Annotated in this window: 20 protein-coding genes; 5 read left to right on the forward strand and 15 right to left on the reverse strand. The window is 65.5% G+C overall.

The window, feature by feature from the left end:
* The 5 genes from J4E58_RS20445 to J4E58_RS20465 all read right to left on the reverse strand — a co-directional run.
* On the reverse strand, positions 1 to 1,337 hold a 1,337-nt coding region (locus J4E58_RS20445), incomplete at its 3' end, for a type I secretion system permease/ATPase (protein ID WP_207255326.1).
* Between the two features lie 218 nt (positions 1,338 to 1,555).
* Positions 1,556 to 2,176: a heme acquisition protein HasA gene (locus J4E58_RS20450; RefSeq protein ID WP_007928863.1), complete on the reverse strand. Its 621-nt coding sequence runs from the start codon at positions 2,174 to 2,176 to the stop codon at positions 1,556 to 1,558.
* Positions 2,177 to 2,257: 81 nt separating this feature from the next.
* Positions 2,258 to 4,942, reverse strand: coding sequence for a TonB-dependent receptor (locus tag J4E58_RS20455; RefSeq protein WP_087091923.1), 2,685 nt, complete (start codon positions 4,940 to 4,942; stop codon positions 2,258 to 2,260).
* Positions 4,943 to 5,074: 132 nt separating this feature from the next.
* Positions 5,075 to 6,079, reverse strand: coding sequence for a FecR family protein (locus tag J4E58_RS20460; RefSeq protein WP_087091922.1), 1,005 nt, complete (start codon positions 6,077 to 6,079; stop codon positions 5,075 to 5,077).
* Positions 6,080 to 6,142: 63 nt separating this feature from the next.
* Positions 6,143 to 6,661: an RNA polymerase sigma factor gene (locus J4E58_RS20465; protein WP_007928868.1), complete on the reverse strand. Its 519-nt coding sequence runs from the start codon at positions 6,659 to 6,661 to the stop codon at positions 6,143 to 6,145.
* 256 nt (positions 6,662 to 6,917) lie between these two features.
* Between J4E58_RS20465 and aroQ the strand changes: the two genes are divergently transcribed.
* On the forward strand, positions 6,918 to 7,367 hold the full coding sequence (aroQ, locus tag J4E58_RS20470; RefSeq protein WP_053262762.1) for a type II 3-dehydroquinate dehydratase: 450 nt from the start codon (positions 6,918 to 6,920) through the stop codon (positions 7,365 to 7,367).
* Entirely contained in the window at positions 7,364 to 8,218 is an 855-nt protein-coding gene (locus tag J4E58_RS20475) for a shikimate dehydrogenase (protein WP_087091921.1), read from the forward strand. The genes aroQ and J4E58_RS20475 overlap by 4 nt, the downstream gene beginning before the upstream one ends.
* Before the next feature lie 86 nt (positions 8,219 to 8,304).
* On the opposite strand, the gene J4E58_RS20480 is transcribed toward J4E58_RS20475, so the two are convergent.
* Positions 8,305 to 9,504, reverse strand: coding sequence for a benzoate/H(+) symporter BenE family transporter (locus J4E58_RS20480; RefSeq protein WP_087091920.1), 1,200 nt, complete (start codon positions 9,502 to 9,504; stop codon positions 8,305 to 8,307).
* 134 nt (positions 9,505 to 9,638) lie between these two features.
* Between J4E58_RS20480 and J4E58_RS20485 the strand changes: the two genes are divergently transcribed.
* Positions 9,639 to 11,126 (forward strand): PLP-dependent aminotransferase family protein, encoded by a 1,488-nt coding sequence (locus J4E58_RS20485; protein WP_087091919.1) that lies wholly within the window; start codon positions 9,639 to 9,641, stop codon positions 11,124 to 11,126.
* Positions 11,127 to 11,130: 4 nt separating this feature from the next.
* Here J4E58_RS20485 and J4E58_RS20490 read toward each other — a convergent pair whose 3' ends face one another.
* Together J4E58_RS20490 and quiC are read right to left on the reverse strand one after the other, a co-directional pair.
* Positions 11,131 to 11,808, reverse strand: a complete 678-nt coding sequence (locus tag J4E58_RS20490; RefSeq protein WP_007928882.1) for a TetR/AcrR family transcriptional regulator — start codon at positions 11,806 to 11,808, stop codon at positions 11,131 to 11,133.
* A 104-nt stretch (positions 11,809 to 11,912) separates the two neighbouring features.
* Positions 11,913 to 13,820 (reverse strand): 3-dehydroshikimate dehydratase QuiC, encoded by a 1,908-nt coding sequence (gene quiC / locus J4E58_RS20495; protein ID WP_087091918.1) that lies wholly within the window; start codon positions 13,818 to 13,820, stop codon positions 11,913 to 11,915.
* 646 nt (positions 13,821 to 14,466) lie between these two features.
* Here quiC and J4E58_RS20500 point away from each other — a divergent pair.
* Positions 14,467 to 15,804: an MFS transporter gene (locus J4E58_RS20500; protein ID WP_087091917.1), complete on the forward strand. Its 1,338-nt coding sequence runs from the start codon at positions 14,467 to 14,469 to the stop codon at positions 15,802 to 15,804.
* A gap of 116 nt (positions 15,805 to 15,920) precedes the next feature.
* On the opposite strand, the gene J4E58_RS20505 is transcribed toward J4E58_RS20500, so the two are convergent.
* From J4E58_RS20505 to J4E58_RS20520, 4 genes are all read right to left on the reverse strand, one after another.
* A complete protein-coding gene (locus tag J4E58_RS20505; RefSeq protein WP_087091916.1) occupies positions 15,921 to 16,799 on the reverse strand; it encodes a DMT family transporter in 879 nt (292 codons plus the stop codon).
* A 130-nt stretch (positions 16,800 to 16,929) separates the two neighbouring features.
* A complete protein-coding gene (locus J4E58_RS20510; RefSeq protein ID WP_087091915.1) occupies positions 16,930 to 17,745 on the reverse strand; it encodes a sugar phosphate isomerase/epimerase in 816 nt (271 codons plus the stop codon).
* A 2-nt stretch (positions 17,746 to 17,747) separates the two neighbouring features.
* Positions 17,748 to 18,803 (reverse strand): Gfo/Idh/MocA family protein, encoded by a 1,056-nt coding sequence (locus J4E58_RS20515; RefSeq protein ID WP_087091914.1) that lies wholly within the window; start codon positions 18,801 to 18,803, stop codon positions 17,748 to 17,750.
* 232 nt (positions 18,804 to 19,035) lie between these two features.
* On the reverse strand, positions 19,036 to 19,812 hold the full coding sequence (locus J4E58_RS20520) for an IclR family transcriptional regulator (protein ID WP_087091913.1): 777 nt from the start codon (positions 19,810 to 19,812) through the stop codon (positions 19,036 to 19,038).
* Between the two features lie 210 nt (positions 19,813 to 20,022).
* Between J4E58_RS20520 and J4E58_RS20525 the strand changes: the two genes are divergently transcribed.
* Positions 20,023 to 21,750, forward strand: a complete 1,728-nt coding sequence (locus tag J4E58_RS20525) for an FAD-dependent oxidoreductase (protein WP_087091912.1) — start codon at positions 20,023 to 20,025, stop codon at positions 21,748 to 21,750.
* Positions 21,751 to 21,960: 210 nt separating this feature from the next.
* On the opposite strand, the gene pcaG is transcribed toward J4E58_RS20525, so the two are convergent.
* The 3 genes from pcaG to pcaQ form a co-directional block, all read right to left on the reverse strand.
* On the reverse strand, positions 21,961 to 22,566 hold the full coding sequence (pcaG, locus tag J4E58_RS20530; protein WP_009045754.1) for a protocatechuate 3,4-dioxygenase subunit alpha: 606 nt from the start codon (positions 22,564 to 22,566) through the stop codon (positions 21,961 to 21,963).
* Positions 22,567 to 22,576: 10 nt separating this feature from the next.
* The gene (pcaH, locus tag J4E58_RS20535) at positions 22,577 to 23,296 is read right to left on the reverse strand and encodes a protocatechuate 3,4-dioxygenase subunit beta (RefSeq protein WP_087091911.1); all 720 of its coding nucleotides are present in this window, start codon (positions 23,294 to 23,296) and stop codon (positions 22,577 to 22,579) included.
* A 103-nt stretch (positions 23,297 to 23,399) separates the two neighbouring features.
* On the reverse strand, positions 23,400 to 24,329 hold the full coding sequence (gene pcaQ / locus J4E58_RS20540; RefSeq protein WP_087091910.1) for a pca operon transcription factor PcaQ: 930 nt from the start codon (positions 24,327 to 24,329) through the stop codon (positions 23,400 to 23,402).
* Positions 24,330 to 24,375: the final 46 nt, after the last annotated feature.

The following is a 24,375-nucleotide window of genomic DNA, read 5'->3' on the forward strand; positions in this document are numbered from 1 at the left end:
CCGGCCATCTGCGCCGCCGCCAGGACCTGGTCAGAGTTCACCTCGCCAAAGCGCGCGATGTTCTCGGCGATGCTGCCGGCGAACAGCTGGATATCCTGGGGCAGGTAACCGATGTGCGGGCCGAGTTGCTGGCGGTCCCACTGGCTCAGTTCCGCGCCGTCGAGGCGGACCTTGCCGGCCAGCGGCGTCCAGGCCCCCACCAGCAGCCGCGCCAGGGTCGACTTGCCGCAACCCGAGGGGCCGATGACTCCCAGCACCTGCCCGGCCGGCAGGCTGAAACCCAGGTTGGCCAGGGCCGGACGGCGACTGCCGGGGGCGCAGGCGCTCAGTTGCTCGACGCTCAGTTCGCCCTTGGGCGTGGGCAGGCTCATGCGCGCCGGGCGTGGCGGATTGGCCTGCAGCATCTCTGACAACCGCGCATAGGCCAGGCGCGCCGAACTCCACTGTTTCCACACGGCAATCAACTGGTCGATGGGGCTGAGCACCCGGCCCATCAGGATCGAACCGGCGATCATCATCCCCGGGGTGATTTCCCCCTGCACCGCCAGCAGCGCGCCAAGGCCCAGCACCAAGGATTGCAGGGCCAGGCGCACGCCCTTGGACCAGGCACTGATCAGCGCGGTCTTTTCACTGGCCAGGTTCTGCTGGGCGAGGAACGCCTGGTGCCCACCGAACCAGCGCGCGCGCAGCGCGGCAAGCATGCCCATGGCTTCGATGGCGTCGGCGTTGCGCAGGTTGGCCGTGGCCTGCTGGCTGGTGCTGATGGACAGCCGGCTGGCCTCGGCCAGCGGCGCCTGGCAGATGTGCTGGTTGATCCAGGCCAGGGCCACCAACAGCAGCGCGCCGCCCAGGGCCAGCAGGCCAAGCCAGGGGTGAAACAGGAAGATCACCAGCAGGTAGACCGGAAACCACGGCGCGTCGAAAAACGCGAACAGTGCATTGCCGGTGGCGAACTGGCGCAGGGCCGTCAGGTCATTCAGGGCCTGGCCGGCGGCTTGCGGGCTGCCCTTGAGCTGGGCCTCGAAGGCCGCGTCGTAGACCCGCTGGTTCAGGCGCATGTCCATCTGCGTGCCCAGGCGGATCACCACCTGGCTGCGCACCCACTCCAGGGCCCCCATCAGGCCGAACAGGCCGACGATCATCAGCGTCAGCATCAACAGGGTCATCTGGTTGCCGGACGCCAGCACCCGGTCGTACACCTGCAGCATGTACAGCGCGGGCGCCAGCATCAGCAGGTTGATCACCGCCGAGAACAGGCCGATGTTGAAGAAGCCGCTTTTATAGGCGGCCAGGGCCGCCAGCGTCTCGGAACCGGCAAGTGGGTTCGGCCTGCTCATCGAGGTGTCCTGTTGGAAGTCGAGAAATACACCACCACCCGCTCCGGCGGAGCGGGTCGGCAAGAGGCGCGCCGCACGCGTTGACAGCCATCGCGGCGCTCCCCAGAATTTGCCACCGCCGCCGCCCTGGCCTTCGAAAACTCGGGCGACGGGGGTGATTCAAGCGAACGAATGGAAGAGCGATCTTTCATTCGTTTTTTTATGCCTCAAGCGGCCATTCAGGCTGCCAGCGCCCAGTCCTGGGCCACGTCCTGCACACCCACCAGACCAATGTCGGCCGCGGCGGCGGATGCCGGGGCAACGTGGGCGACACCGGCCGCGGCCAGGTCGTCGAACGTCGAGTTGACCGACAGGTTCGGGCTGATCGCCTTGAGCAGGGCATCGATCTCGCCGGCCAGCGCCGAGCTGTCGCCGCTCATCAGGCCATACACCACCTTGTGCACTTCGCCGGCACGGCCTTCGTCGCGCAGGCTGTTGAGGCCCAGGTTGGTGAAGCTGACTTCCTGGCTGACCAGGTCGTAGCCGCCGGCGCTCGGGCCACCGGTCAGGGTGTCACCCAGCGAGACGGTGTTCAGGTTGCCCCACAGGGTGTGGCTCGGGCTCTCGAACAGGGTGTAGTTCAGGTTGCCTTCGGCCACGAACGCGGCGTCGCTGTTGGTGCTTTTCAGGGCGTACTCGGTACCCGAGAACGGGCCCGGGTTGAAGCCGCCGGTGTTGGTGCCATCGACCACCTGGCCCGGGCGATGGTTGACGTCGCCAAAGTAGGCCGACCAGTCATTGAGGTAGTTCGCAACGCTGACGCCGCCGTAGGTAGCGCTGTAGGAAATGGAAATGCTCATGCAAAACTCCAGTACATAGGTTGGTCACTCCGCAGCGAGCCGATGCCCGCTACGGTTTTGCCCTTCTCTGGGCAAAAGCGGTCAGAACTGATATTCGAGGGTGCCCTGCAAGGTGCGGCCACGCCCCAGGGTGAAAGCCAGCACGTCGCCCATGGGCACCAGATAGGCGCGGTCGGTGACGTTCTCCATCGCCAGGCGCAGGGTCAGTTCTTCGGTAGCGCGGTAGCTGCCGTACAGGTCGTAAACGGTGTAGGACTTCCAGTCCGCGGGGTAGACGCTGGTGGTGGTACGGGTGTTGCTGCCGCCTTCCGAGTAACCCGCGCTGTAGCGGGCTCGGGCGCCGATATCCAGCTTGCGTTCGAAGAACCGCGCACCCAGGGTCAAGGTGCCACGGTCCATCGGCATGTGTTCGGCCGAGCCGAGGATCGCGCTGCAATGGCTGGCGCTGTTGGCCTGTGCGTCCGGGCGCATGCCGACCACCGGGGCGCGGCCGGCCGTGCTGTTCTTCACGGTCTGGGTCACCCCGCCCAGCCATGCGGTCTTCGAGCAGAAGTCGTTGCTGCCGATCATATGGGTGTAGGCCAGTTGCCCGTAGGCGCGCCCGGCGTCGTAGTCGAGCTGGTACTCCACGCCCTTGAAGCGGGTGTCCTGCAGGTTGTTGACGTAGGCGCTGTTGCCGATCCCGGCCATGCCGTAGCCGGGGGGCTGCACGCCCATGTTCATGAAGATGAAGTCTTCGACGCGGGTGTCGAAGTACGCGACCTTGATCCCCAGCCGGTCATCGTCGAACCACAGGTTTTCCTTGAACACATTGACCCCGGCTTCCCAGGTGGTGGAACGCTCCGGGCGCAGTAAGGGGTTGGGGTACATGCTTTCGGCGCCACCGCCGTGGGGCCGGCCGGTGATCAGGGTCTCGGTGATCGCCGGCGGACGCCAGCCCTTGCCGTAGCTGGCGAACAGTTGCAGCCAGTCCACGCCGGGCTTGATCGACAGGCCGAAGGTCGGCGAGAAACGCCCTTCCTCGGTGTCCACGTCATAGTTGACCGGCACCGTGGTTTGCCGGGTGGTGCCGAGAATGAAGGTGCGGGTATTGATCCCGGTATCGCCGCGCAGCCGGTAACGGTCGTAGCGCAACCCGGCGTTCAGGTTCAGCCAGCCGTCGTAGTCGTAGTCCAGGCGCGCGAACAGGCTGCCGAGTGCGCGGTCGCCCTTGGGTGTCATGCCTTCCGAGGCCGGGGCGTTCACCGCCGAACCGCTTGCCACCGGCTGGCTGGAGTCCGGGCGCACCTTGTCGTAGAAGAACTCCAGGCCGTAGTTGGCCTTGAGCGTCGACAGCTCGCCGAGGGCGAAGGTCGAGGTGTTCTGCGCCTGGGCGCCGTAGGTGTCGGTCTGGTAGGTGATCGAATATCCGGGAGTGATGCCCCGTTGCAGGGTGCTCTGATCGTTGCGATTGTCGACGTAATAGAGCTTGGCCTTGAAGTCCACCAGCGGGTTGTCCGGGGTGTAGCTGTAGTCGAGGGCGAAGTTCTGCGAGCGCACATCGCTGCTGCCCAGCTTCTCCCACAACTGATCCTTTTCGGTGTTGAGCATGTTGGCGTCGTCGTAGGACACCTGGGTGGTCAAGTAGCTGAACTGCAGGCGCTGGTCCTGGGGCAGGTTCAGCCCGAGCTTGGCCAGGCGCGAGCGCATCACCGAAGCGGAATAGGCCACCGGCGAGTTCTTCACCCGGTCGTTGATCGAAGGGTCCCGCCAGCCGCCGGTGCGCAGTTCGCCGATGCTGCCGCGGGTTCCTGGGTCGTAGTCGCCCAGGTGCCGCTCGCTGGCGGCGACCAGCATGTCCCAGGCTTCAGTGCCGATGGCGAAGGCCGAACTGCCGATAAAATGCGTGCCGTTGCTGCGCCCGCCCAGGCCGCTGGTCAGGCGGATGCGCCCGCCCATTTCCTCGCCTGGCTTGATCAGGTCGCGGGCTTCCAGGGTGCGGAAATTGGCGATCCCGCCGATCACCCCGGCACCGCCCATGCTGGAGGTCGCGCCCTTCTCGATCACCACCTCGGAGAGCAGCTCGGGGTCGACATACAAGGTGCCGTTGCGTTGCTGGTGGCCGCTCTGCTGGTAGTTCTGGCGCATGCCGTCGACCGCCATGTTGACCCGCCCGTAATCCTGGATGCCACGGATGTTCACCGACAGGCCGGGGTCCTGCTGGCTGACCGCCGAATACACGCCGCTGGTTTCTTCCAGCATGTCCGCCGCGTGCCGGGGCGGATTGCGGTCCAGCTGCTCGCGGCTGACGACGCTCACCGAACGCGGCGCGCTGTAGACCCAGTCGCTTTTGCGCCCTTCGAGGTTGCCGGACACGGTGGTGGTGGCCAGGGCCAAGGCCCCCTGGTGCTCGGCGGCGACGCGGTTCAGGGTGACCTGGCTGTCGCCGGTGAAGCGGTATTCCACCGGCGCGTTGCCCAGCAGCCGCGCCAACCCTTCCTGGACGCTGTAGCTGCCCTTGAGCGGCGAACTGTGCAGGCCCTTGAGGCGCTGGCTGTCGAACAGCACTTGCAGCCCGGCCTGTTCGGCGAAGGCCAGCACGGCGCTGTCCAGGGCCTGGGCAGGAATGTCGAACATCAGGCGGCTTTGCTGCTCGGCACCGGCAACCGCGGCCCCCTGCGCCGCATGCGCCAACCCGGTATCGAGCAGCAGCCCCGCGGCGCCCAGATGAATAGCCAGGGCCAACCGGCTTGCGGCATGAACTCCAGTGCGACTGCTTACCCTCATATCCGTATTCCTGCGCTGGCTGCTTTTTATTGATGCGAATGCATCTCAATTAGCTAGACGTGCCAGGCAGGAAAACTCAGTAAGGTTTTTTCCAACTATTTTTCACGGGGAGGAAAGCGGCGGCGCCAGGCCTCAGTAAATCAGGCTGACGCCGGCCAGATCGAAGTGCCGCACCTGCAGTTCCCGGGTCAGGGTGGCCAGGGCAGTGTCAAGCATGTCCAGGCGGAACACGCCGCTGACCTGACGCTGGGCCAGGGCTTCGTTACCCAATACCACCCGGCCGGGGCGATAACGATTGAGCTGTTCGATCACCAGCGCCAGCGGCTGGCGATCGAACACCAGCACGCCACGCCGCCAGCTCGTGGCCCGTTGCAGATCCAGGCCATCCAGAGTGACCACCCCCGACAGCGGGTTGTAGCGGGCGCTCTGCCCTTCCTGCAGGACCCGCTCGGAAGCGCCCTGCTGCGCCGGCGTATCCAGGTTTACGGCAACGCTGTGTTGCAGCACGCCGACCCAAGCCTGCTGGCTGCCTTCACGCCCCACCACGAAGCGCGTGCCCAGGGCGCGGGTCTGCCCGCCGGCACTCTCGACCACAAAAGGGCGGGACTCCTCGCCGCCCATGGGCGCCACGTCGAACACCGCGGAGCCGGCGAGCAAATGCACCTGGCGCTGGGCCTGGTTGAAATCGAGGCGAATGGCGCTGGACGAATCCAGCTCCACGGTGCTGCCGTCGGCCAGGTGCACTGTGCGCACTTCGCCTTTGCCGGTGAGATAGTCGGCCTGCATCCGCAGCAAGGCGTGCGGCCCTTGCCACCAGCCGAGCGCGACAGCCAGCACCAGCACCGCCGCGCTGGCCGCCCGTGGCAGGAAACGCCGGCGGCGCGGCCGCTGAACCGCCGTGACCCAGGCGGCGGGCGCGCGACGCGGCTGCGCCAGTTCCGGCTCCAGGCGCAGCTCACCCAGCGCGTCCCAGGTCCGCCGGGCAAACGCCAGCGCCGGGGCGTGGCGTGGGTCCCGCGCTTGCCATTGCTCCAGCTCGGCCTGCTCGGCGGCGCTCAGTCCACCGGCATGCAAACGCACCGCCCAGTCGGCGGCGGCCTCAGTGATACTGCGCTCTTGCGGACCCTGGCTATTCACGTGTGAATCTCGATTTCTCGTTATATATAAGCAGTGACGACTGACCCCGGGGTTTACCGTAACTCACTCGTCGGCCGCCCGACCGCCGGTAGCCAGGCGCTGCATCACATGGGCCAGGGCCCTGGACAGGTGTTTCTGCACCGAGCTGTCGGAAATCTCCAGATGCCTGGCCACTTCGGCGTGGGTCATGCCTTCGATCCGGTTCAAGCGGAAGATCTCCTGAGTGCGCGGCGGCAACTCCAGAATGGCCTGCTTCAATGCCTTGCGCTGTTGCTGCGCCATCGCCTGAGCCTCCAGACCGGCCTGCTCGTCTTCGATCTCGGCCAGGGCTTCATGGGGCACGGTGTCGGTCTTGCGCCGCGCCTCCTGACGGACATGGTCGATCAGCAGATTGTTCGCCGTGCGGTAGAGATAGCCCTGGGAATTGTCGATGCGCTCGCCGCGCGTCTGTTCGGCCAGCCGCAGGAAACTCTCCTGCACCAGATCAGCGGCCAACTGCGGGTCCCGTACCTTGCGCGCCAGGTACCCACGCAAGGTAGCGGCATGCTTGAGAAACAGCCCCTTGAGATCCACGTCCGACAAACCGACTCCCTGGAACTTGAAGGAAATTGGCCGGCATCTTACGGCTTACTAAGAATTATTTTCAATTGATATGAATACGCATCCTCTGCCGAGAAGGTGAAAGAACTTCTCCGCTTATCCGGGTAGTGTTCGATTATCGAACCATTATTTCGGGGCTGTCCCCCGGCTCATTGACCAAATTAACTAGTTAGTACAATTTAGCCCCAGCCGCTGGCCGCTCAAGCCACGTCCACAATAACAACGGAGAATTCCCCCCATGCGCCCTATCGTTCTGGTGCTCAACGGCCCGAACCTGAACCTGCTCGGCACCCGCGAACCCGCCACCTATGGTCACGAGACCCTGGCCGACATTTCCGCCCAGTGCGGACGTGCCGCCGAGGAGTTCGGCCTGACTGTGGAGTTTCGCCAGACCAACCACGAAGGCGAACTGCTGGACTGGATTCACGGCGCCCGTGGCCGTTGCGCCGGGATCGTGATCAACCCGGCGGCCTGGACCCACACCTCGGTGGCGATCCGCGATGCCCTGGTGGCCAGTGAGTTGCCAGTGATCGAAGTGCACCTGTCGAACGTCCACGCCCGCGAACCGTTCCGCCATCATTCCTTTGTCTCGGGCATCGCCCTGGCAGTAATGTGCGGCTTTGGCAGCCATGGCTATCGCCTGGCACTGGCGCATTTCAGCCAGCGCTTTCAAGGAGCCCAGGCATGACCCAGCAGCACACAGTACTGGCCGGACTGATCGGCGCCGGCATCCAGGCCTCGCGCACCCCGGCGCTGCATGAGCACGAAGGCGACGCCCAGGGCCTGCGTTATCTGTACCGGCTGATAGACCTGGACCAGCTGCAGCTCGACAGCAACGCCCTGCCCGACCTGCTGCTGGCCGCCGAGCGCATGAACTTCACCGGGTTGAATATCACCTTCCCGTGCAAGCAAAGCATCATCCCGCTGCTCGACGAGCTGTCGCCGGAAGCCCGCGGCATCGGCGCGGTGAATACCGTGGTGCTCAAGGATGGCAAGCGCATCGGCCACAACACCGATTGCCTGGGTTTTGCCGAAGGTTTCCGTCGCGGCTTGCAAGGCGTGGCCCTGTCGCGCGTGGTGCAGATGGGTGCCGGCGGTGCCGGTGCCGCGGTGGCCCATGCGCTGCTCAGCGAAGGCGTGCAACAGTTGCATATCTTCGATGTGGAAAGTGCCCGCGCCCAGAGCCTGGCGGATAACCTCAACCAGCATTTCGGCCCCGGCCGGGCCAAGGCCGGCGTCGACCTGCCCGCCACCCTGGCTGCCGCCGACGGCCTGGTGAACACCACACCCGTGGGCATGGCCAAGCTGCCGGGCATGCCGGTACCGGTCGAGTTGCTGCGCCCCGGATTGTGGGTCGCGGAGATCGTCTACTTCCCCCTGGAAACCGAGCTGCTGCGCAACGCCCGAGCCCTCGGTTGCCGCACCCTGGACGGCGGCAACATGGCGGTGTTTCAGGCGGTGAAGGCATTCGAGCTGTTCAGCGGCGTGGCGCCGGATGCCCAGCGCATGCTCGCGCATTTCCAGAGCATGAATGGCTGACAGTGCCTGACCGGGTCAGTGCGGGGCTGTGATCGGCTCCGCTCTCGGCAGGTGCCTGCCGCACTCCCCACGGCCATGCATGGCGATTAGGCGCGCTCATGGCGACCGGCTGGCCGCAGCCGTCCGTGCATCACGCCGTGCGCCAGCAACCCCGCCAGCAAGCCCCAGAATGCGCCGCCCAACCCGAACAAGGTGATATTGGCGGCGGTCGCCAGGAAGGTGATCAAGGCGGTTTCCCGGCCACTCGGCTCGACCAGCGCGGTGGCGAGGCTGCCGCCGATCGCGCCCAGCAGGGCCAGGCCCGCCAGGGTGGTGATAAAGGTCGCCGGCAGGACCACGAACAGCGCCGCCAGGGTGCTGCCGAAGATCCCCACCAGCAGGTAGAACACCCCACACGCGAGTCCGGCCAGATAACGCTTGGCCGGTTCTTCATGCGCCTCCTTGCCCGTGCAGATGGCGGCGGTAATGGCGGCGACGTTGAACGCATGGGAACCGAACGGCGCCATCAACAAGGAGCCCAGGCCGGTCGCCGTGAGAATCGGATTGGCACTGGTCTTGAACCCATCGTTGCGCAGCACCAGCATGCCGGGCATGTACTGCCCGGTCAGGGTGATCAGAAACAACGGCAGGGCCACGCTCAGCAGCGCATTCAGCGAGAACACCGGCACGGTCAGCACCGGCAGGGCCGGCTTGAATTCGAGGCTGGCGAAACTGACTTGCCCCAACCCGAGCAACAGCACGATGCCAATCAGCAACACCCCGACAATCGCATAACGCGCGGTAAAGCGGCGTAGCAGCACATAGCTGAGCAGCAGCGCGCCCACCAGCAAAGGATCGACCCCAGCGCCGTCGAAAGCGCCAATCCCGAAGCGCAACAGAATGCCCGCCAGCAGGCCCGCCGCGATCCCCGGCGGGATCAGCTTCACCAGCCGCTCGAAATAACCCGACATGCCCAGCACCACGAAGCCGGCAGCCGACAGCATGAAGGCGCCGATCATTTCCGGGTAAGGCGTACTCGGCAGTACCGCGATCAGGAAGGCCGCGCCCGGTGTCGACCAGGCGGTAATGATCGGCTCGCGGTAGCGATAACTCAGCCAGGCGCCGGTCAGGCCGACGCCGATCGAGATCGACCAGATCCACGAAGCGGTCTGCTCCGGGCTCAGCCCGGCCGCCTTGGCCCCCTGGAAAACCAGAATGAAGGTTCCCCCGTAATTGACGATGACCGAGATCAGCGCGGCAACGCTTGGATGCAGCAGGTCAGCGATTCTGATGCTGGCGGTTTTCATCGGGGAAACCCTCTGGCTGTGTTGGCAAGGCGAGGGAGTATCCGCAGGTAATGGCCTGTATAAAATATCCACTTTCGATCAATATCCCAGACCACTTTTCCAGCTGCCGCCGACCGGCAATCCACAGGCCCCCGATGAAAACCCGCAAAACCGCCTATCCCATCTGGAACCGTCTGCAACTGGCCAAGGACGGCCACTTGTCCTTGCGCGAGCAATTGTTGCTGTTCCTGCGCAAAGGCATCGCCGACGGCAGCGTCAAGGCCGGGATCCGCCTGCCGGCTTCACGCGTGCTGGCGACACAATTGGGGCTATCGCGCATGACCGTGACCGAGGCCTATGGGCAGTTGATCGCCGAGGGGTTCCTGGAGGCCCGGACAGGTTCGGGGACCTACGTCATGGCACGGATCGCCGAGCAAACGGCCTCACCGCCCGCCCGGACAGAGGCCCCCGTCGGCTCCACCCGGGCCCGGGCGCTGACGGGGACCGACTCGATGTCCGTGGCCCGGGCCGCCTGGCCGCTGACCCCGGGCCTGCCGGCGCTGGACGCCTTTCCCTATGCGCTGTGGGGGCGCCTGGAAGGCCGCTTCTGGCGACGCCGGCCACTTCCCGACCTGTCCTACGGCGACCCGCAGGGTTTCCTGCCATTGCGCGAAGCCCTGGCGGCATACCTCGGCGCAGCACGCGGAGTGGTCTGCCAGGCCAGTCACATAGTGATTACTCCCGGTGCCCAGGCGGCGGTGTCGATTGCCACCCTGGCGCTCACCGACCTGGGAGAGCGGGTCTGGGTCGAAAACCCCGGCTACGATGCGGCCTACCGCAGCGTGCTGCTGGCCGGTGTGCAGGCCGTGGGCGTTCCGGTGGATGCAGAAGGCCTGGATGTACAGGCCGGCCGCCGGCTCGCGCCCGACGCCAGGCTGGCGCTGGTATCACCTTCGCACCAGTATCCCCTGGGGGTCGGCATGAGCCTGGCGCGACGCCTGGCCTTGCTGCAATGGGCCCACGATGCCGATGCCTTCATCCTCGAAGACGATTACGACAGCGAGTTCCGCTACGGCGGCGCGCCAACACCGGCGCTCAAGGCCCTGGACGGCCATCAGGGGCGGGTCATTTATGTCGGGACCTTGAGCAAGCTGCTGGCGCCGGGCCTGCGCCTGGGCTTCCTGGTCGCCCCCGAGGCGGTGGTGGAGGTGTTGCGCAACGTGCGCAATGGCAGCGGCCACCGCGTGCCTTTGTCGCTCCAGGCGACGGCGGCGGAGTTCATCGGCAATGGTCACCTCGGCAGCCATATCCGTCGTAGCCAGGCGGTTTATGCGCAGCGTCGCGCCGCCTTGCTGGCGGCCATTCACAACGCCGGCAGCGAGCGCATGACGGTAGCCAGCAGCGCCAGCGGATTGCACCTGCTCGCCGAACTGCCCGATGGGCTCGATGACCAGGCGATCGCGGCCGCCGCCCATGCCCGGAAAATCGGCATCGCGCCGCTGTCAGGTTTTTTCGTGGGTGCCCAGGGCGGGTCACGCCCGGGCTTGCTGATGGGCTTTGGCAATACCCGGGCGGAGTCGATGCCGGATGCGGTTGAAACCTTGTGCCGGCTGATCGACCGACAACGGGATTCAACCCTCTAGGCGATCAGGCCTGCAAGTAGCGCAGCACCGACTCGCAGATCATCTCGCGGTGGCGCTGCTTGATCGCCTCGTCAGGCAGGTCGATCTGGAAGATCTCGCCGAAAGTGTGGCGGTTGGACACGCGGTAGAAGCAGAACGAACTGATCAGCAAATGCACGTCCAGCGGATCCAGGCCGGCGCGGAACACGCCCTCGTCGGCCCCGCGCCGGAGGATCTCGCCCAGGGCATGCAGGATGGTGTTGTTCATCGCCTTGATCGCTTCGGAGCGCTTCACGTATTCGGCGTTATGGATGTTCTCGATGCTGACGATGCGCACGAAATCGACGTTGCGGTCGTGGTGATCGAAGGTGAACTCCACCAGCCGGCGAATCGCCTCGCGCGGCGCCAGCTCCGCCAGGTGCAGGCGGCTTTCGGTGTTGCGGATATCGCCGTAGAGCTTCTCCAGCACCTCGACGTACAGCTGCTCCTTGCTGCCGAAGTAGTAATAGATCATGCGCTTGGAGGTGTGGATGCGCTCGGCGATGGCATCCACCCGAGCACCGGACAGGCCCTGCTGCACGAACTCCACAATGGCTTCTTGCAGAATGTTCTCGCGGGTCTTTTCCGGGTTGTTCTTGCGACTCTTGCGTGGCTCGATCACGGGCTGCTCGGGCGCTACGGAGAGTTCTGTGGTCATTGTCATTCTGGGGCTCACGGCCATCGCTGCACACGCGGGCGATTATGGGCCGCCTCGCGCAGCGAAGGAAAGCAGGACGGCGGCCCTTTGCCGCCGCCGTTACGAAACTCCTACAACTTCGCGTGCCGCACCCCGCCACTGCGCGACTTGGCCATGGCCGCCAGGCGTACCGCGACGTTCGCCGCGCCATAACCGACATAGCCATTCTTGCGCTGGATGATCTCGAAGAAGAAGCGCCCCTCGAACGGCTCGGTGTAGACATGGAACAGCTCGCCACCCTGGGCGTCACGGTCGTAGAGCACGTTGTAGTAGGCCAGCTCGCTGAGGAACTCGTCGTCGAAATCGAAGCGCGCCGCCAGGTCGTCGTAGTAGTTGAGCGGGATGTCCAGCAACGGCACGCCCGCCTCCTTGGCCCGGCTGACTTCGGCAAAGATATCGTCGCAATCGAAGGCGATGTGATGCACGCCCGAGCCGCCGTAACTGGACAGCGCATGGGAGATCGCGGTCTTGCGGTTCTCGGAAATGTTCAGCGGCAAACGAATGGTGCTGCAACGGCTGCGCAGCGCCCGACTCTTCACCAGGCCGTAGGGGTCGGGCAGCACCACTTCGTCGTCGGCGGTGAAATCCAGCAGGCTCTTGTAGAACAGCACCCAGCTGTCGAGGCTGTCGGCCGGCAACGCCATGGCCATGTGGTCGATGCGCTTGAGGCCGCCCTTGGCCACCACGCCCGGGAGCATATTGAAATCGGTGTCGTACAGGTTCCCGCCCTGCTCCTGGTCCACCAGGTAGATCAGGCTGCCATCCAGCTCGCGTACGGCGGCCAGTTCCAGTTCGTTGGGGCCCACCAAGCCGCGGTACGGCTGGCCCTTGTAGGCCACTGCGCGCTCCAGCGCCTTGGCGCTGTCCTTGACCCGGATCGCCGTGGCGCACACCGAGGGGCCGTGGGCCTCGAAGAAGCTGTGGGCAAAGGAATAAGGCTCGGAGTTGAGGATCAGGTTGATATCGCCCTGGCGCATCAGGCTGACATTCTTCGAGCGGTGCTGGCCGGCCCTGGCGAACCCCAGGCGTTCCAGCCAGCCGCCAAGCTTGGCGCCCAGCGCTTCGTCCACGGCGAACTCGAGAAACTCGGTGCCGCCATATTCACTGGCCGGCGGCGGCGCGAACAGCGTATCGATATTGGCCACCGGCGTGGCTTCCTGCGCCAGGCGCTGGCGGGTTTTCTCCTCGAGGTACAGCAGCGAGCGCAGGCCGTCCGCGGCGTTGGCCCGGGGTGGCGCGGCGCGGAAACCGTCGTTGAAGATCTCCAGGGACAAAGGCCCGGTGTAGCCGCTCTTGATGATCGGCGCGAGGAATCCCGGCAGGTCGAAATCGCCCTGCCCCGGGAAGCAGCGAAAATGCCGGCTCCACTCCAGCACGTCCATGGCCAGGATCGGCGCGTCGGCCATCTGCACGAAGAAGATCTTGTCCCCGGGAATCTCGGCGATTGCCGCCGGGTCGCCCTTGAGCGACAAGGTGTGGAAGCTGTCGAGCAGCACGCCCAGGCTCGGATGGTCGGCCTCACGGACGATGTCCCAGACCTGCTGATAAGTATTGACGTGCCGGCCCCAGGCCAGGGCTTCGTAGCCGATTCGCAGGCCACGGCTGCCGGCGTGCTCGGCCAGCAGGCGCAGGTCGTCCACCAGGATCTGCCGGTCGCCGACGCTGTCGGCCGCGGCATTGCTGCACACCAGCACCAGGTCGGTGCCCAGTTCCTGCATCAGGTCGAACTTGCGCTCGGCGCGTTCCAGGTTGCGTTGCAGGCGGTCGCGGCGGCAGCCTTCGAAATCGCGAAAAGGCTGGAACAGAGTGATGGCGATGCCCAGGTCCGCGCACATCTGGCGGATTTCCCGCGGGCTGCCGTCGTAGTAGAGCAGGTCGTTCTCGAAAATCTCCACACCGTCGAAACCGGCGGCGGCAATGGCTTCGAGTTTTTCCGGCAGGGTACCGCTCAAGGAGACGGTGGCAATGGAACGCTGCATGTTTCAACTCCCGGTAATGACCACAGATCGGGCGCCGTGCCTGTGGCCGCTGCCGCAGGTCCTCCAGCGCCCTGAAGATCCCGCGCCCGCTTCGCGGGCGATCGCAGCCTGCGGCAGCGGCTACAGGTACGTTTGTTATTGGATGGGGCGGATTATTGAGCCGGGCAGTACAGACAGCAATTCAAAGTGTACGAACCAGTTAGTTTTTCGTGCGATTATCGAACAAAATGGCCGTTGGCGAATTGACGATTTTTCGTCCGCTGCGCACCATCGACAGCACATTGAGCCGGCACCTGACCGCCGGCTTCAATCGCCCAAGACCCAGAACACACCATAAAAATTTCAAAAATCGGGTACATCCTCATGCTTGCACTCAACGCCACACCTCTCTGCCTGGCCCTCTGGCTCTCACCTGGCCAGACCTCCAACAGCCGCCTTCAGACGGACGCACTACGGCCCCTGGGCTGACCATGCCCGCACGCTGACCAACCCGCTTTCCACCGCCGCGCCCGATGCGCGTCGACCAAAGCACTCAGCCGATCGATCATCGAGTTCACCCGCGGTCCGTCCGCACAGTCGACAATCGATCACGCGCCCTTGAGTCCCGACGAGTTGTCCCTCGTCAGTCATTGAACGGATGGCACACATGATTCCTTCTCAAAGCTCCCGCATGGCCCCGAGCCTCGGCACCGCCTCCGGCGGCATCGGCGACAAGATCCGCGGCGCCATGGCGGTCGGCAAGACCCGCTGGGGCATGCTCGCCCTGGTGTTCTTCGCCACCACCCTGAACTACATCGACCGCGCCGCCCTGGGTGTGATGCAGCCGATCCTGGCCAAGGAAATGAGCTGGACGGCGATGGACTACGCCAACATCAACTTCTGGTTCCAGGTCGGCTACGCCGTCGGTTTCGTCCTGCAAGGACGGTTGATCGACCGGGTCGGCGTCAAGCGCGTGTTCTTCTTCGCCGTGCTGTTGTGGAGCCTGGCCACCGGCGCTCACGGCCTGGCCACTTCGGCCGCGGGCTTCATGGTCTGCCGCTTTATCCTCGGGCTGACCGAGGCCGCCAACTACCCGGCCTGCGTGAAGACCACGCGCCTGTGGTTCCCGGCCGGCGAACGCGCCGTGGCCACCGGCATCTTCAACGCCGGGACCAACGTCGGCGCCATGTTCACGCCAATGCTGCTGCCGTTGATCCTGCACGCCTGGGGCTGGCAGGCGGCATTCCTGTGCATGGCTGCGCTGGGCGGCATCTGGCTGCTGTTCTGGGGCCTGAAGTACTTCAACCCGGAAGATCACCCGAGCGTCAAACAGTCCGAGCTCGAGTACATCCAGAAAGAAGTCGAACCGGAGCAGGCCCGCGTGCCTTTCTCGCGCATCCTGCGCATGCGCGGCACCTGGGCTTTCGCCCTGGCCTACGCGATCACCGCGCCGGTGTTCTGGTTCTACCTGTACTGGCTGCCGCCGTTCCTCAACCAGCAATACAACCTGGGCATCAACGTGACCCAGATGGGCATCCCGCTGATCATCATCTACCTGACCGCCGACTTCGGCAGCGTCGGCGGCGGCATCCTCTCGTCGTTCCTGATCGGCCGCGGGGTCAACCCGATCAAGGCGCGCCTGATGTCCATGCTGCTGTTCGCCTGCTGCATCGTCGGCGTGGTCATGGCCGCCGGCGCCAGCAACCTGTGGCTGGCGGTGTTCGCCATCTCCCTGGCCATCGGCGCGCACCAGGCCTGGACCGCCAACATCTGGAGCCTGGTGATGGACTACACGCCCAAGCACATGATGAGCACGGTGTTCGGTTTCGGCGGCATGTGCGCGGCCATCGGCGGCATGTTCATGACCCAGCTGGTGGGCCATATCCTGACCGTCACCAACAACAACTACACCGTGCTGTTCACCCTGATCCCGGCGATGTACTTCATTGCCCTGACCTGGATGTACTTCATGGCTCCCCGCAAGATTCCAAAAATAGAAGACTGACGCTTTCCTCTCGCAGGCCCGGTTCCGGGCCTGCTTTTTTTCTCCCCCTTCTCTCAGTCGATACCGGCGCCCCCGTTACCAACGCCACTCAGCGCCGCCGCTGTTACCAACGCCACTCAGCGCTGCCGCTGTTGCCAGGCAGCCGCCAGGCCGCTGAGGCAGATCACCGCGATGCCCAGCTGGGTGATCGGCTGCGGCGTATGGCTGAACAACAGCCAGCCCAGCAATCCGGCGAAGACGATCTGGCAATAGCCGAACGGCGCCAGCAGCGCCGGCGCCGCGTGGCGGAAGGCCTGGGTCAGGAACAGGTGGGCGGTCATGCCGCAGGCCCCCAGCGCCAACATCAGCGCGCCATGGACAAAGCTCGGTACCTGCCAGAACAACGGCACCAGCGCGCTCATCACCAGGGTGTTGCACAGGCCGGCGAAGAAGTTGCTGGTGGTCGGGCTGTCGTGCTCGGCGAGCTTGCGGGTCAGCAGTTGGTAAAAGCAGAAAAACAGTGCCGAGCAGAAAGGCAGCAGCACCGCCGGGGTGAACAGGTCGCCACCCGGGTGAACGATGATCAGCACCCCGATAAAACCGCAGATCACCGCCAGCCACTGGCCCTTCGTGACCCGCTCGCCCAGCAGCGGCACCGACAGCGCGGTGACCAGCACCGGCGCCAGGAAGTTGACCGCCGTGGCTTCCGCCAGCGGGATAAACAGCAGCGCCGAAGTGAACAGCAGGCTGGTGCCGAGCAGGCACAAGGCCCGCGCCAGTTGCAGCAACGGCCGCTTGGTGCGCAACACCCGCAGGCCCGATTGCGGCAGGAAGATCCCGGCCATCAGCAGGGTATGAACCAGGTAGCGGGCCCAGACCACCATCACGATCGGATAGAACCCCGAAAGGTATTTCGACAGGGCGTCGTGACTGGCGAACAGGAAGGTCGCCACGACGACCAGCAGGATGCCCTTGAAGGGCTGGTTGACACCGGAAAGGGGTGTGCTGAGGGTCATCCGCGGGGTCTCTCAAGATAGGGTTTGTTTGTAGAAAAACAGCTTCGCGGGCAAGCCTCGCTCCTACAAACGCATCTGTTCTTCTGTAGGAGCGAGGCTTGCCCGCGATTGGGGTTATACGGGCTACCAACTAGAGCCGCGCCAACAACGCCCGGGTCTTGTCCAGGGCCATCTGCGCCCGCTCCAGGGCGCCGACGCCCTGCTCGAGCAATTTCACCGTGGGGATCTCCAGGCTCAACGGCAGGTTGGCCGGCAGGCAATGCAAGAGCCCCGCCAGGTCGCAATCGCCATCCCCGGGGAAACGCCGCTCGTTGCGGGCCTGGCGCAGGATCTCCTGCATATCGTCCGGTCGCGGGCCGGCCACGTCGCACAGCTGGGCATAACGCAGCCGCGCCGGCGCGACCTTTGCCAAATCCTCCAGGCGCGAGGCCGAGCGATCGAAGTGGAATGCATCCACCAGCACGCCGGCGTTGTCGCGGCCGGCGTTCTCTACCACCCGCACCGCCTGCTCCAGATTGCGTGCATCGGTCCAGGGCATGAACTCCAGGTGCGGGTGCAGGCCGTAGATCGACGCCAGGTCGCACAGTTCGGCGAAGCGCTCGGTCATGCGCCCCTCGTCGGGGTCGTTGCCGGCCACCAGCAGCTCGCTGGCACCGAACTCCGCGCCGACCGCCAGCACCGCTTCGAAATCCGCCACCCGGGTGTGCGGCTCGAGCCGCAGGATCTCCACATCCAGCACGCCGACGCCGGTGTCGCGCAGGCGGCTGAGGGTCTGTCGGCGCAGCTCGGCATCGGCCACCAGGGCAAAGTGATGCTCCTGTGGCGTCGCCGGTACCAGGCGCAAACCGACGTGGCTGTAACCGGCACGGGCCGCCACCTCGACCATCTGCGGCGGTGAAACCTCCAGCACCGTGAGGCTGGCCAGGGACAGAATACGTTCGCTCATGCTCATCCCTCGATCAGCGCCGGGGCACAGGCCCGACCGGTCACCGCCGCTTCGCGGATCGCCTCGATCAGCGCCAGGGTCCGCGCCGCATCGGCCACGCTGACCAGCGGCTCGACCTCGCGCCGCGCCACTTTGACGAAATGCTGCAACTGCAGGCGCAGGGCCTCGGCGGCGGTGAAAGGTTCCTCGATCGCCAGCAACGGCTGATGCCAGCCAGCGCCAGCCTCGGCGTACTGCCAGCGCTTGAGTTGCGGAATGCTCAGGGCGCCACCGGTGCCAGCCAGCAGGTAGCACGGCTGATCGGCCTGGCGCGGGTACACCGGGTTCTCGCCGGAATCCAGCTCCCAGCTCCAGGGCGCCGCCACGGCGTCGGAACCGGTCAGGCTGCCCAGGGCACCGTTGGCGAATTGCAGCAGGACGGCGGCGCAATCCTCGTTGGCAAAACCACGCACCGCGTTGCTGGTGACGGCCTGCACCTGATGCACCTCGCCGCACAGATGACGCAGCAGGTCGAGGTCGTGAATCAGGTTGGTCAGCAGCATCCCGGCCCCAGGTTCGCGGCGCCAGGGAATCTCGAAATAGCTGTCGGGCTTCTGCAACTGCCAGAGCGCGGTGACCGTGGTCAGCCGGCCCAATGCCCCGCCCCGCACCAGCGCATGGGCGCGAACGATCAGCGGATTGTGGCGCCGGTGATGGCCCACCAGCACCGGAACACCGCTGCTTTTCACCGCGGCCACCAGTTCGCGCGCTTCATCCAGATGCACGCCGACCGGTTTCTCCAGCAGCACCGGCACCCCGGCCGCCAGGCAATCCAGGGCGGTGCCGACGTGCAGGTTGTTCGGGTTGGCGACTATCACGGCGTCGGGGCGGGCCTGTTCGAGCATCAGTCCATGGTCGGGGTAATACGGCACCTGCCATTGCGCGGCGATCCCGGCGGCTTGCGGACCGGGATCGGCCACGGCGCAGAGCCTGGCCTCGGTGAGGGTCTTGAGGTGCTGGTAATGCTGCTGGCCCATGTTGCCGGCGCCGATCAGGGCAATGCGCAAAGGCGAGTCCAAGGCGGGATCCTCTTGTGATTGTTATGGGAACGCGAAATTTCAAATATTTAGAACTCGGTTCCACTTTCACACAAGAGCAAAACGAAATAGTGTCCGATCAGCGAACAGCTTTAAGGCTGACTTGAATGTGTAGGAGCGAGGCTTGCCCGCGATCAGGGCAGCGAGGCACGGCAGAAGGCGCGTCACGCCTATCGCGGGCAAGCCTCGCGCCTACACAAAAAGAAAATATGGCTCAGCTGAAGAGTTCGGAGGCCTGGCTGGCGGCCGAGAGTTCGTCGGTGAACCTCAACAGCAGCGGCGCCAGTTCATGCAGGCGCGCCAGCGGCATGCGCGCGCTCGGGCCGGCGATGCTCAGCACTCCGACCACCCGGCCGTCGACCGGATGACGCACCACCACGGCCACCGCCGAGGTGCCCACCGCCGAACTTTCCTCGACCCAGGCGTAGCCCTGTTCCCGGGTCAGGCGCAGGCGTTCGAGCAGTTCGATGTTCGAGCGCGGCGCGTTCGGGCCCAGGTCCGCGGGGATCTCGGCCGCCTGGCGCTCCACCAGCGACAACGCCTCGGCATCGCTCAGGCAGGCCAGCCAGGCATGCCCGGAAGCGGTATAGAACAACGGCGCCTCGCGGCCCATGTCGGGGTCGTAGCGCAACCCGGAACGGGCGCCCTGGGACTTGGCGATCCAGGTCTGGCGCTCGTCCTCGATCACCCCGAGGCGCACCAGCTCGCCGGTTTCCTGGGCCAGCCGGTCGAGCACCGGCTGGACGATATCCGCGCCGCTGCTGGACAGGTAGCGAAAGCCCATGGCCACCAGCTTGGTCGACAGGTGATAGCGCAGGTTGTCCGGGTTCTGGCGCACGTAGCCCAGGCGGATCAGCTCCGCCAACAGCCGGTGGGTGGCGCTTTTGGGGATGCCCAGCTGCTCGGCCAGGGTCTGCATCGGCAGGCCGCGGGGGTCGCTGGTAAGACTTTCCAGAACGCTGAAGACGCGCTCGATTTGACTGCCGGCCATGGTCGGGTCCAGACGAAATTTGGCCGATTCTAGTGACAACCGGCGCAATGGGGAAACACACCGCGGCCTCGTTCGGTAACCGCCCATAAAAACCTCGGCACGGCGCAGATGATCCTGCCCTCGCCTTGCTGCCGACTATTCGACTCCGTATATTTTTTGGAATCAAGTTCCAAAAACAATAATCATTCGTTTAGCGGAGTTGCTTCTTCCATGCCTGCCACCGCCTCCCTGCACCACCCCGATATCGATTGCGACGTGCTGGTCGTCGGCTCCGGCGCCGCCGGCCTTTCGGCGGCCGTGACCGCGGCCTGGCATGGCCTGAAGGTCATAGTGGTGGAGAAAGACCCGGTGTTCGGCGGTGCCACCGCCTGGTCCGGCGGCTGGGCCTGGGTGCCGTGCAACCCGCTGGCGCGACGGGCCGGCATAGTCGAGGACGTGGAACTGCCGCGGACTTACCTGAAACATGAACTGGGCGAACGCTACCGGCCAGCAATGATCGACGCCTTCCTCGAAGCCGGCCCGCGCATGGTGTCGTTCTTCGAGCGCCATACCGCACTGCAATTCGCCGACGGCAACGCCATCGCCGATATCCACGGCGATACGCCGGGCGCCGGCACCGGCGGACGCTCGGTGATCGCCGCGCCCTACGATGGGCGCGAGGTCGGCACGCTGCTCAAGCGCCTGCGCAAGACGATGCGCGAAACCTCGTTCATCGGCATGCCGATCATGGCCGGCGCCGACCTGACGGCCTTCCTCAACCTGAGCCGTTCGCTGCCGGCAGCCTGGCATGTGAGCAAACGCGTCGCTCGCCACCTGCGCGACCTCGTCACCCATCGCCGCGCCCTGCAACTGGTCAATGGCGTGGCGCTGGTGGCGCGCCTGGCCAAATCGGCGCAGGACCTTGGCGTGCTGCTCTGGGAGTCGACGCCGGTCACCGAATTGCTGCGTGACGGCGACGCGGTGACGGGGGCGATTGTCAGCAGCGCCACCCGGGGGCCCATTCGTATCCGCGCCCGCAAAGCGGTGGTGCTGGCGGCCGGTGGCTTCGCCAATGACATCGAGCGGCGCAAGGCACTGTTCCCACGCACGCCCACCGGCCACGAGCATCTGGCCCTGCCGCCGCTGGCGGTCTCGGGCGACGGCTTGCGCCTGGGGGAAGGCGTCGGTGCCCGGGTCGATACCGACATGGAATCCCCCGTGGCCTGGGCCCCGGTCTCCGCGGTGCCCTACCAGGACGGCAGCCGCGGACATTTCCCGCACATCATCGAACGCGGCAAGCCGGGAGTCATCGGCGTCTTGCGCAACGGCCAGCGCTTCGTCAACGAAGCCGACGGTTACTACGACTATGTGCGAGCGATGGTCGCGGCGGCGCCCGAGAGCGAAGAAGTGGCGTCGTGGCTGATCTGCAGCCACGGCTTCCAGCGCCGCTATGGCCTGGGCATCTCCCGGCCCTTCCCGGTGCCGCTGGCGCCCTTTATCCGCAGTGGCTACCTGAAGCGTGGCGCGAGCATCGAGGAACTGGCCCAGGCCTGCGGCATCGATGCGGACGGCTTGCGCGCCACCCTGGCGGAATACAACCGGCATGCCCGACAAGGCCAGGACCCGCTGTTCGGCCGGGGCTCGACGCCCTACAACCGCAAGCAGGGCGACCCGCGCCAGCAACCCAACCCGTGCGTGGCGCCCATCGAACAGGGGCCGTTCTACGCGGTGAAAGTCCAGCCGGGCTGCTTCGGCACGTTCGCCGGGCTCAAGGTCAACCCCCACGCCCAGGTGCTCGACGGCCAGGGCCAGGCCATCGCCGGCCTGTATGCCGCCGGCAGCGACATGGCCAGCATCATGGGCGGCCACTACCCCGCCGGCGGCATCAATCTCGGCCCGGCGCTGACCTTCGGCTATATCGCCGGGCGGCACATCGCGGGCGCCAGCGCTTACGAATAAGGCGGCAATCAACTTCGAAAAGGGTGTGGTTCCTGAGATCGCTTGAAGGCCCTGCGGACCTTATCGCAGGCTGCGCCAGCGGCTACAGAAAGCACGTAGCCCTTGTAGCCGCTGCCGAGCCCCGCGAGGCTGCGATCGGCTCCGCAGGAGACGCAAACCGGCCGCTGCGGCAGACCAGACCGCCCGGGGAGAGCGGTTACGGATGGCCAATCAGAAATCGAAGAACACCGTCTCCCCTTCCCCCTGGATGCGGATATCGAAGCGGTACGCCCGCTGCCCGTCCACGTCACAGGGATGCGCCAGCAGGGTGTCGCGCCGCTGCGGCTGCTCGATCAGGTTCAGCACCGGGCAGGCGGCGTTGGCTTCCGGCTCGTCGGCGAAATACAGGCGCGTGTGCAGGTGGATGTTGATCCCCCGGGCGAACAGCGCCACGTTGATGTGCGGCGCCATCGGCACCCCGGCGGCGTTGTTCACCACGCCCGGCTTGACCGTGTGCAGCGTCCACTCGCCGGCATCGAAGGTGGTGGCCGTGCGCCCGAAGCTGTTGAAGGCTTTCTCCGAATCGAACACAGGGTCGTAGACGCCCTCGTGGTTGGCTTGCCAGAACTCGAGGAACGAGTCGCGCACCAGATGGCCGTTGCCGTCGTACACATGGCCGATCAGCAGGATCTTTTCCCCCTGGGCGTCGGGCCCGGCCATCCGGTTCCAGATCTCGTCGCTGCGGGTCGGGTTGCCCGCGGCGGCCAGCGCCAGGCCGATGTGCACATATGGGCCGGCCGTTTGCGAAGGGGTTTCGGGCAGCAATTGGATAGGCATGGCGGGCTCCTCAGCAATTCTCGAAGTGGGTCTTGCGCTGGCCGCGCAACACGATGTCGAAGCGATAGGCCAGGCAGTCCATCGGGTTGGCGCTGCTCATGTCCAGACGCGCGATCAGGCTCTGCACCGCGTCCGGGTTGGCGATCGACTTGACGATCGGGCACAGCGGGATCAGCGGGTCGCCCTCGAAATACAGCTGGGTGATCAACCGCGTGGCGATCGCCGGCCCGCTGATGGAGAAGTGGATATGCGCCGGGCGCCAGTCGTTCGGGCCGTTGCGCCACGGGTAGGGGCCGGGCTTGATGGTGCGGAAACTGTAGTAGCCATCGCGGTCGGTCAGGGCCCGGCCGACACCGCCGAAGTTCGGGTCCAGAGGCGCCAGGTAGCGGTCGTTCTTGTGCCGGTAGCGGCCACCGGCGTTGGCTTGCCACATCTCCACCAGGGTGTGGGGAATCGGCTGGCCGTACTGATCGCAGACCCGGCCGGCGACGATAATCCGCTCGCCCACCGGCAAGCCGCCGTTATTGAAATTGAGCAGCAGGTCGTTGTCGAAACGCCCGGTCTTCAGATGGGAGAAATCGGGGCCGCTGGTTTCGCTCAGCGATTGCGGGATGCTCACCAGTGCCTGGCGTGGCGAACGGGCCACGGAGGTCTTGTAGTCGGGGGTCAGGGCCTTGGGATGCCAATTACGGTCACGGATAACGAAACGACTGCTGTCTGCATCAGACATGTCGGTCTCCTGTTGTTTGATTTATGGAGCGCAGCCCGCGCAGTTTCAAACAACAGCAGCCCGGCGACTATTGAAAAGCCCCCTCAACAACATAACCAAAAGGTTAGGGATAACGCCCCTCGCGATAGGCCTGCCCGACCTCCCGCAGCACCTCCACGCACCATTGCGCCGCCAGCGACAGCGGCAGGCTGGCGTTGCTGGAGATGCCCACCGAGCCGCCCGGCTCACGCTGCCCGAGCTCGATCTCGCGCAGCTCGCCGTTGGCCAGGTCCAGGCGCACCGCATCCAGCGGGGCGATCCACAGCGCATCGCTGGACAGCGCATAGCGCCGGCTCAAGGCCACCGAAAGGGTTTCCAGGCGCTGGCGCGACTGGCTGATGCCGCACTGCACGAACAGGCTGTCGGCGAACTTGCGGATGGTGGTGCCGGCCAGCGGCAGTACCAGCGGGTAGCGCTCCAGCACATGCCGATCCAACGGCCCGTGCAGCAACGGATGATCGGGGCGCGCCACCAGGGTCATGGACTCGCTGTACAGATGCTCGAAGCTCAGGCCTTGGATCTGCGGGCTGTCCGTCATGCGCCCGACCACCAGGTCGACATCGCCGACCCGCAACTGCGACAGCAGGTAGGCGCTGGGGCCGGTGACCACGCTCACCACCAGCGCCGAATGCCGTTCGTGCAGGCGCCGCACCACCTCCGGCAGCAGCAGGCTTTCGGCGGTCGAAAGCACACCCAGGCGCACCACACCGGCGGCATATTCGCCACCGCGCAAGGTGTTCACCCCTTCGCGCAGGGCCTGCACCGAGGGCCCGGCGTAACGCAGAAAGGCCATGCCGGCCTCGGTCAGGCTGAGCCCGGCCTTGCTCCGGGCGAACAGCCGGGTGTCGAGCAGTTCTTCCAGTTCCTTGAGGGTTTTCGACATCGCCGGCTGGCTTACCGCGAGCACATCCGCCGCCCGTGCCAGGCTGCCCTGGCGAGACATTTCAAGAAAACATACGAGGTGACGGAATTTGATGCGGGTATCGATGTTCAAAGGAGGCCCCGGATGTGTCGCGACAGGATCGATGCGGCTGCGGGCA

The organism is Pseudomonas sp. FW305-25, assembly GCF_017351415.1.
GTDB lineage: Bacteria > Pseudomonadota > Gammaproteobacteria > Pseudomonadales > Pseudomonadaceae > Aquipseudomonas > Aquipseudomonas chlororaphis.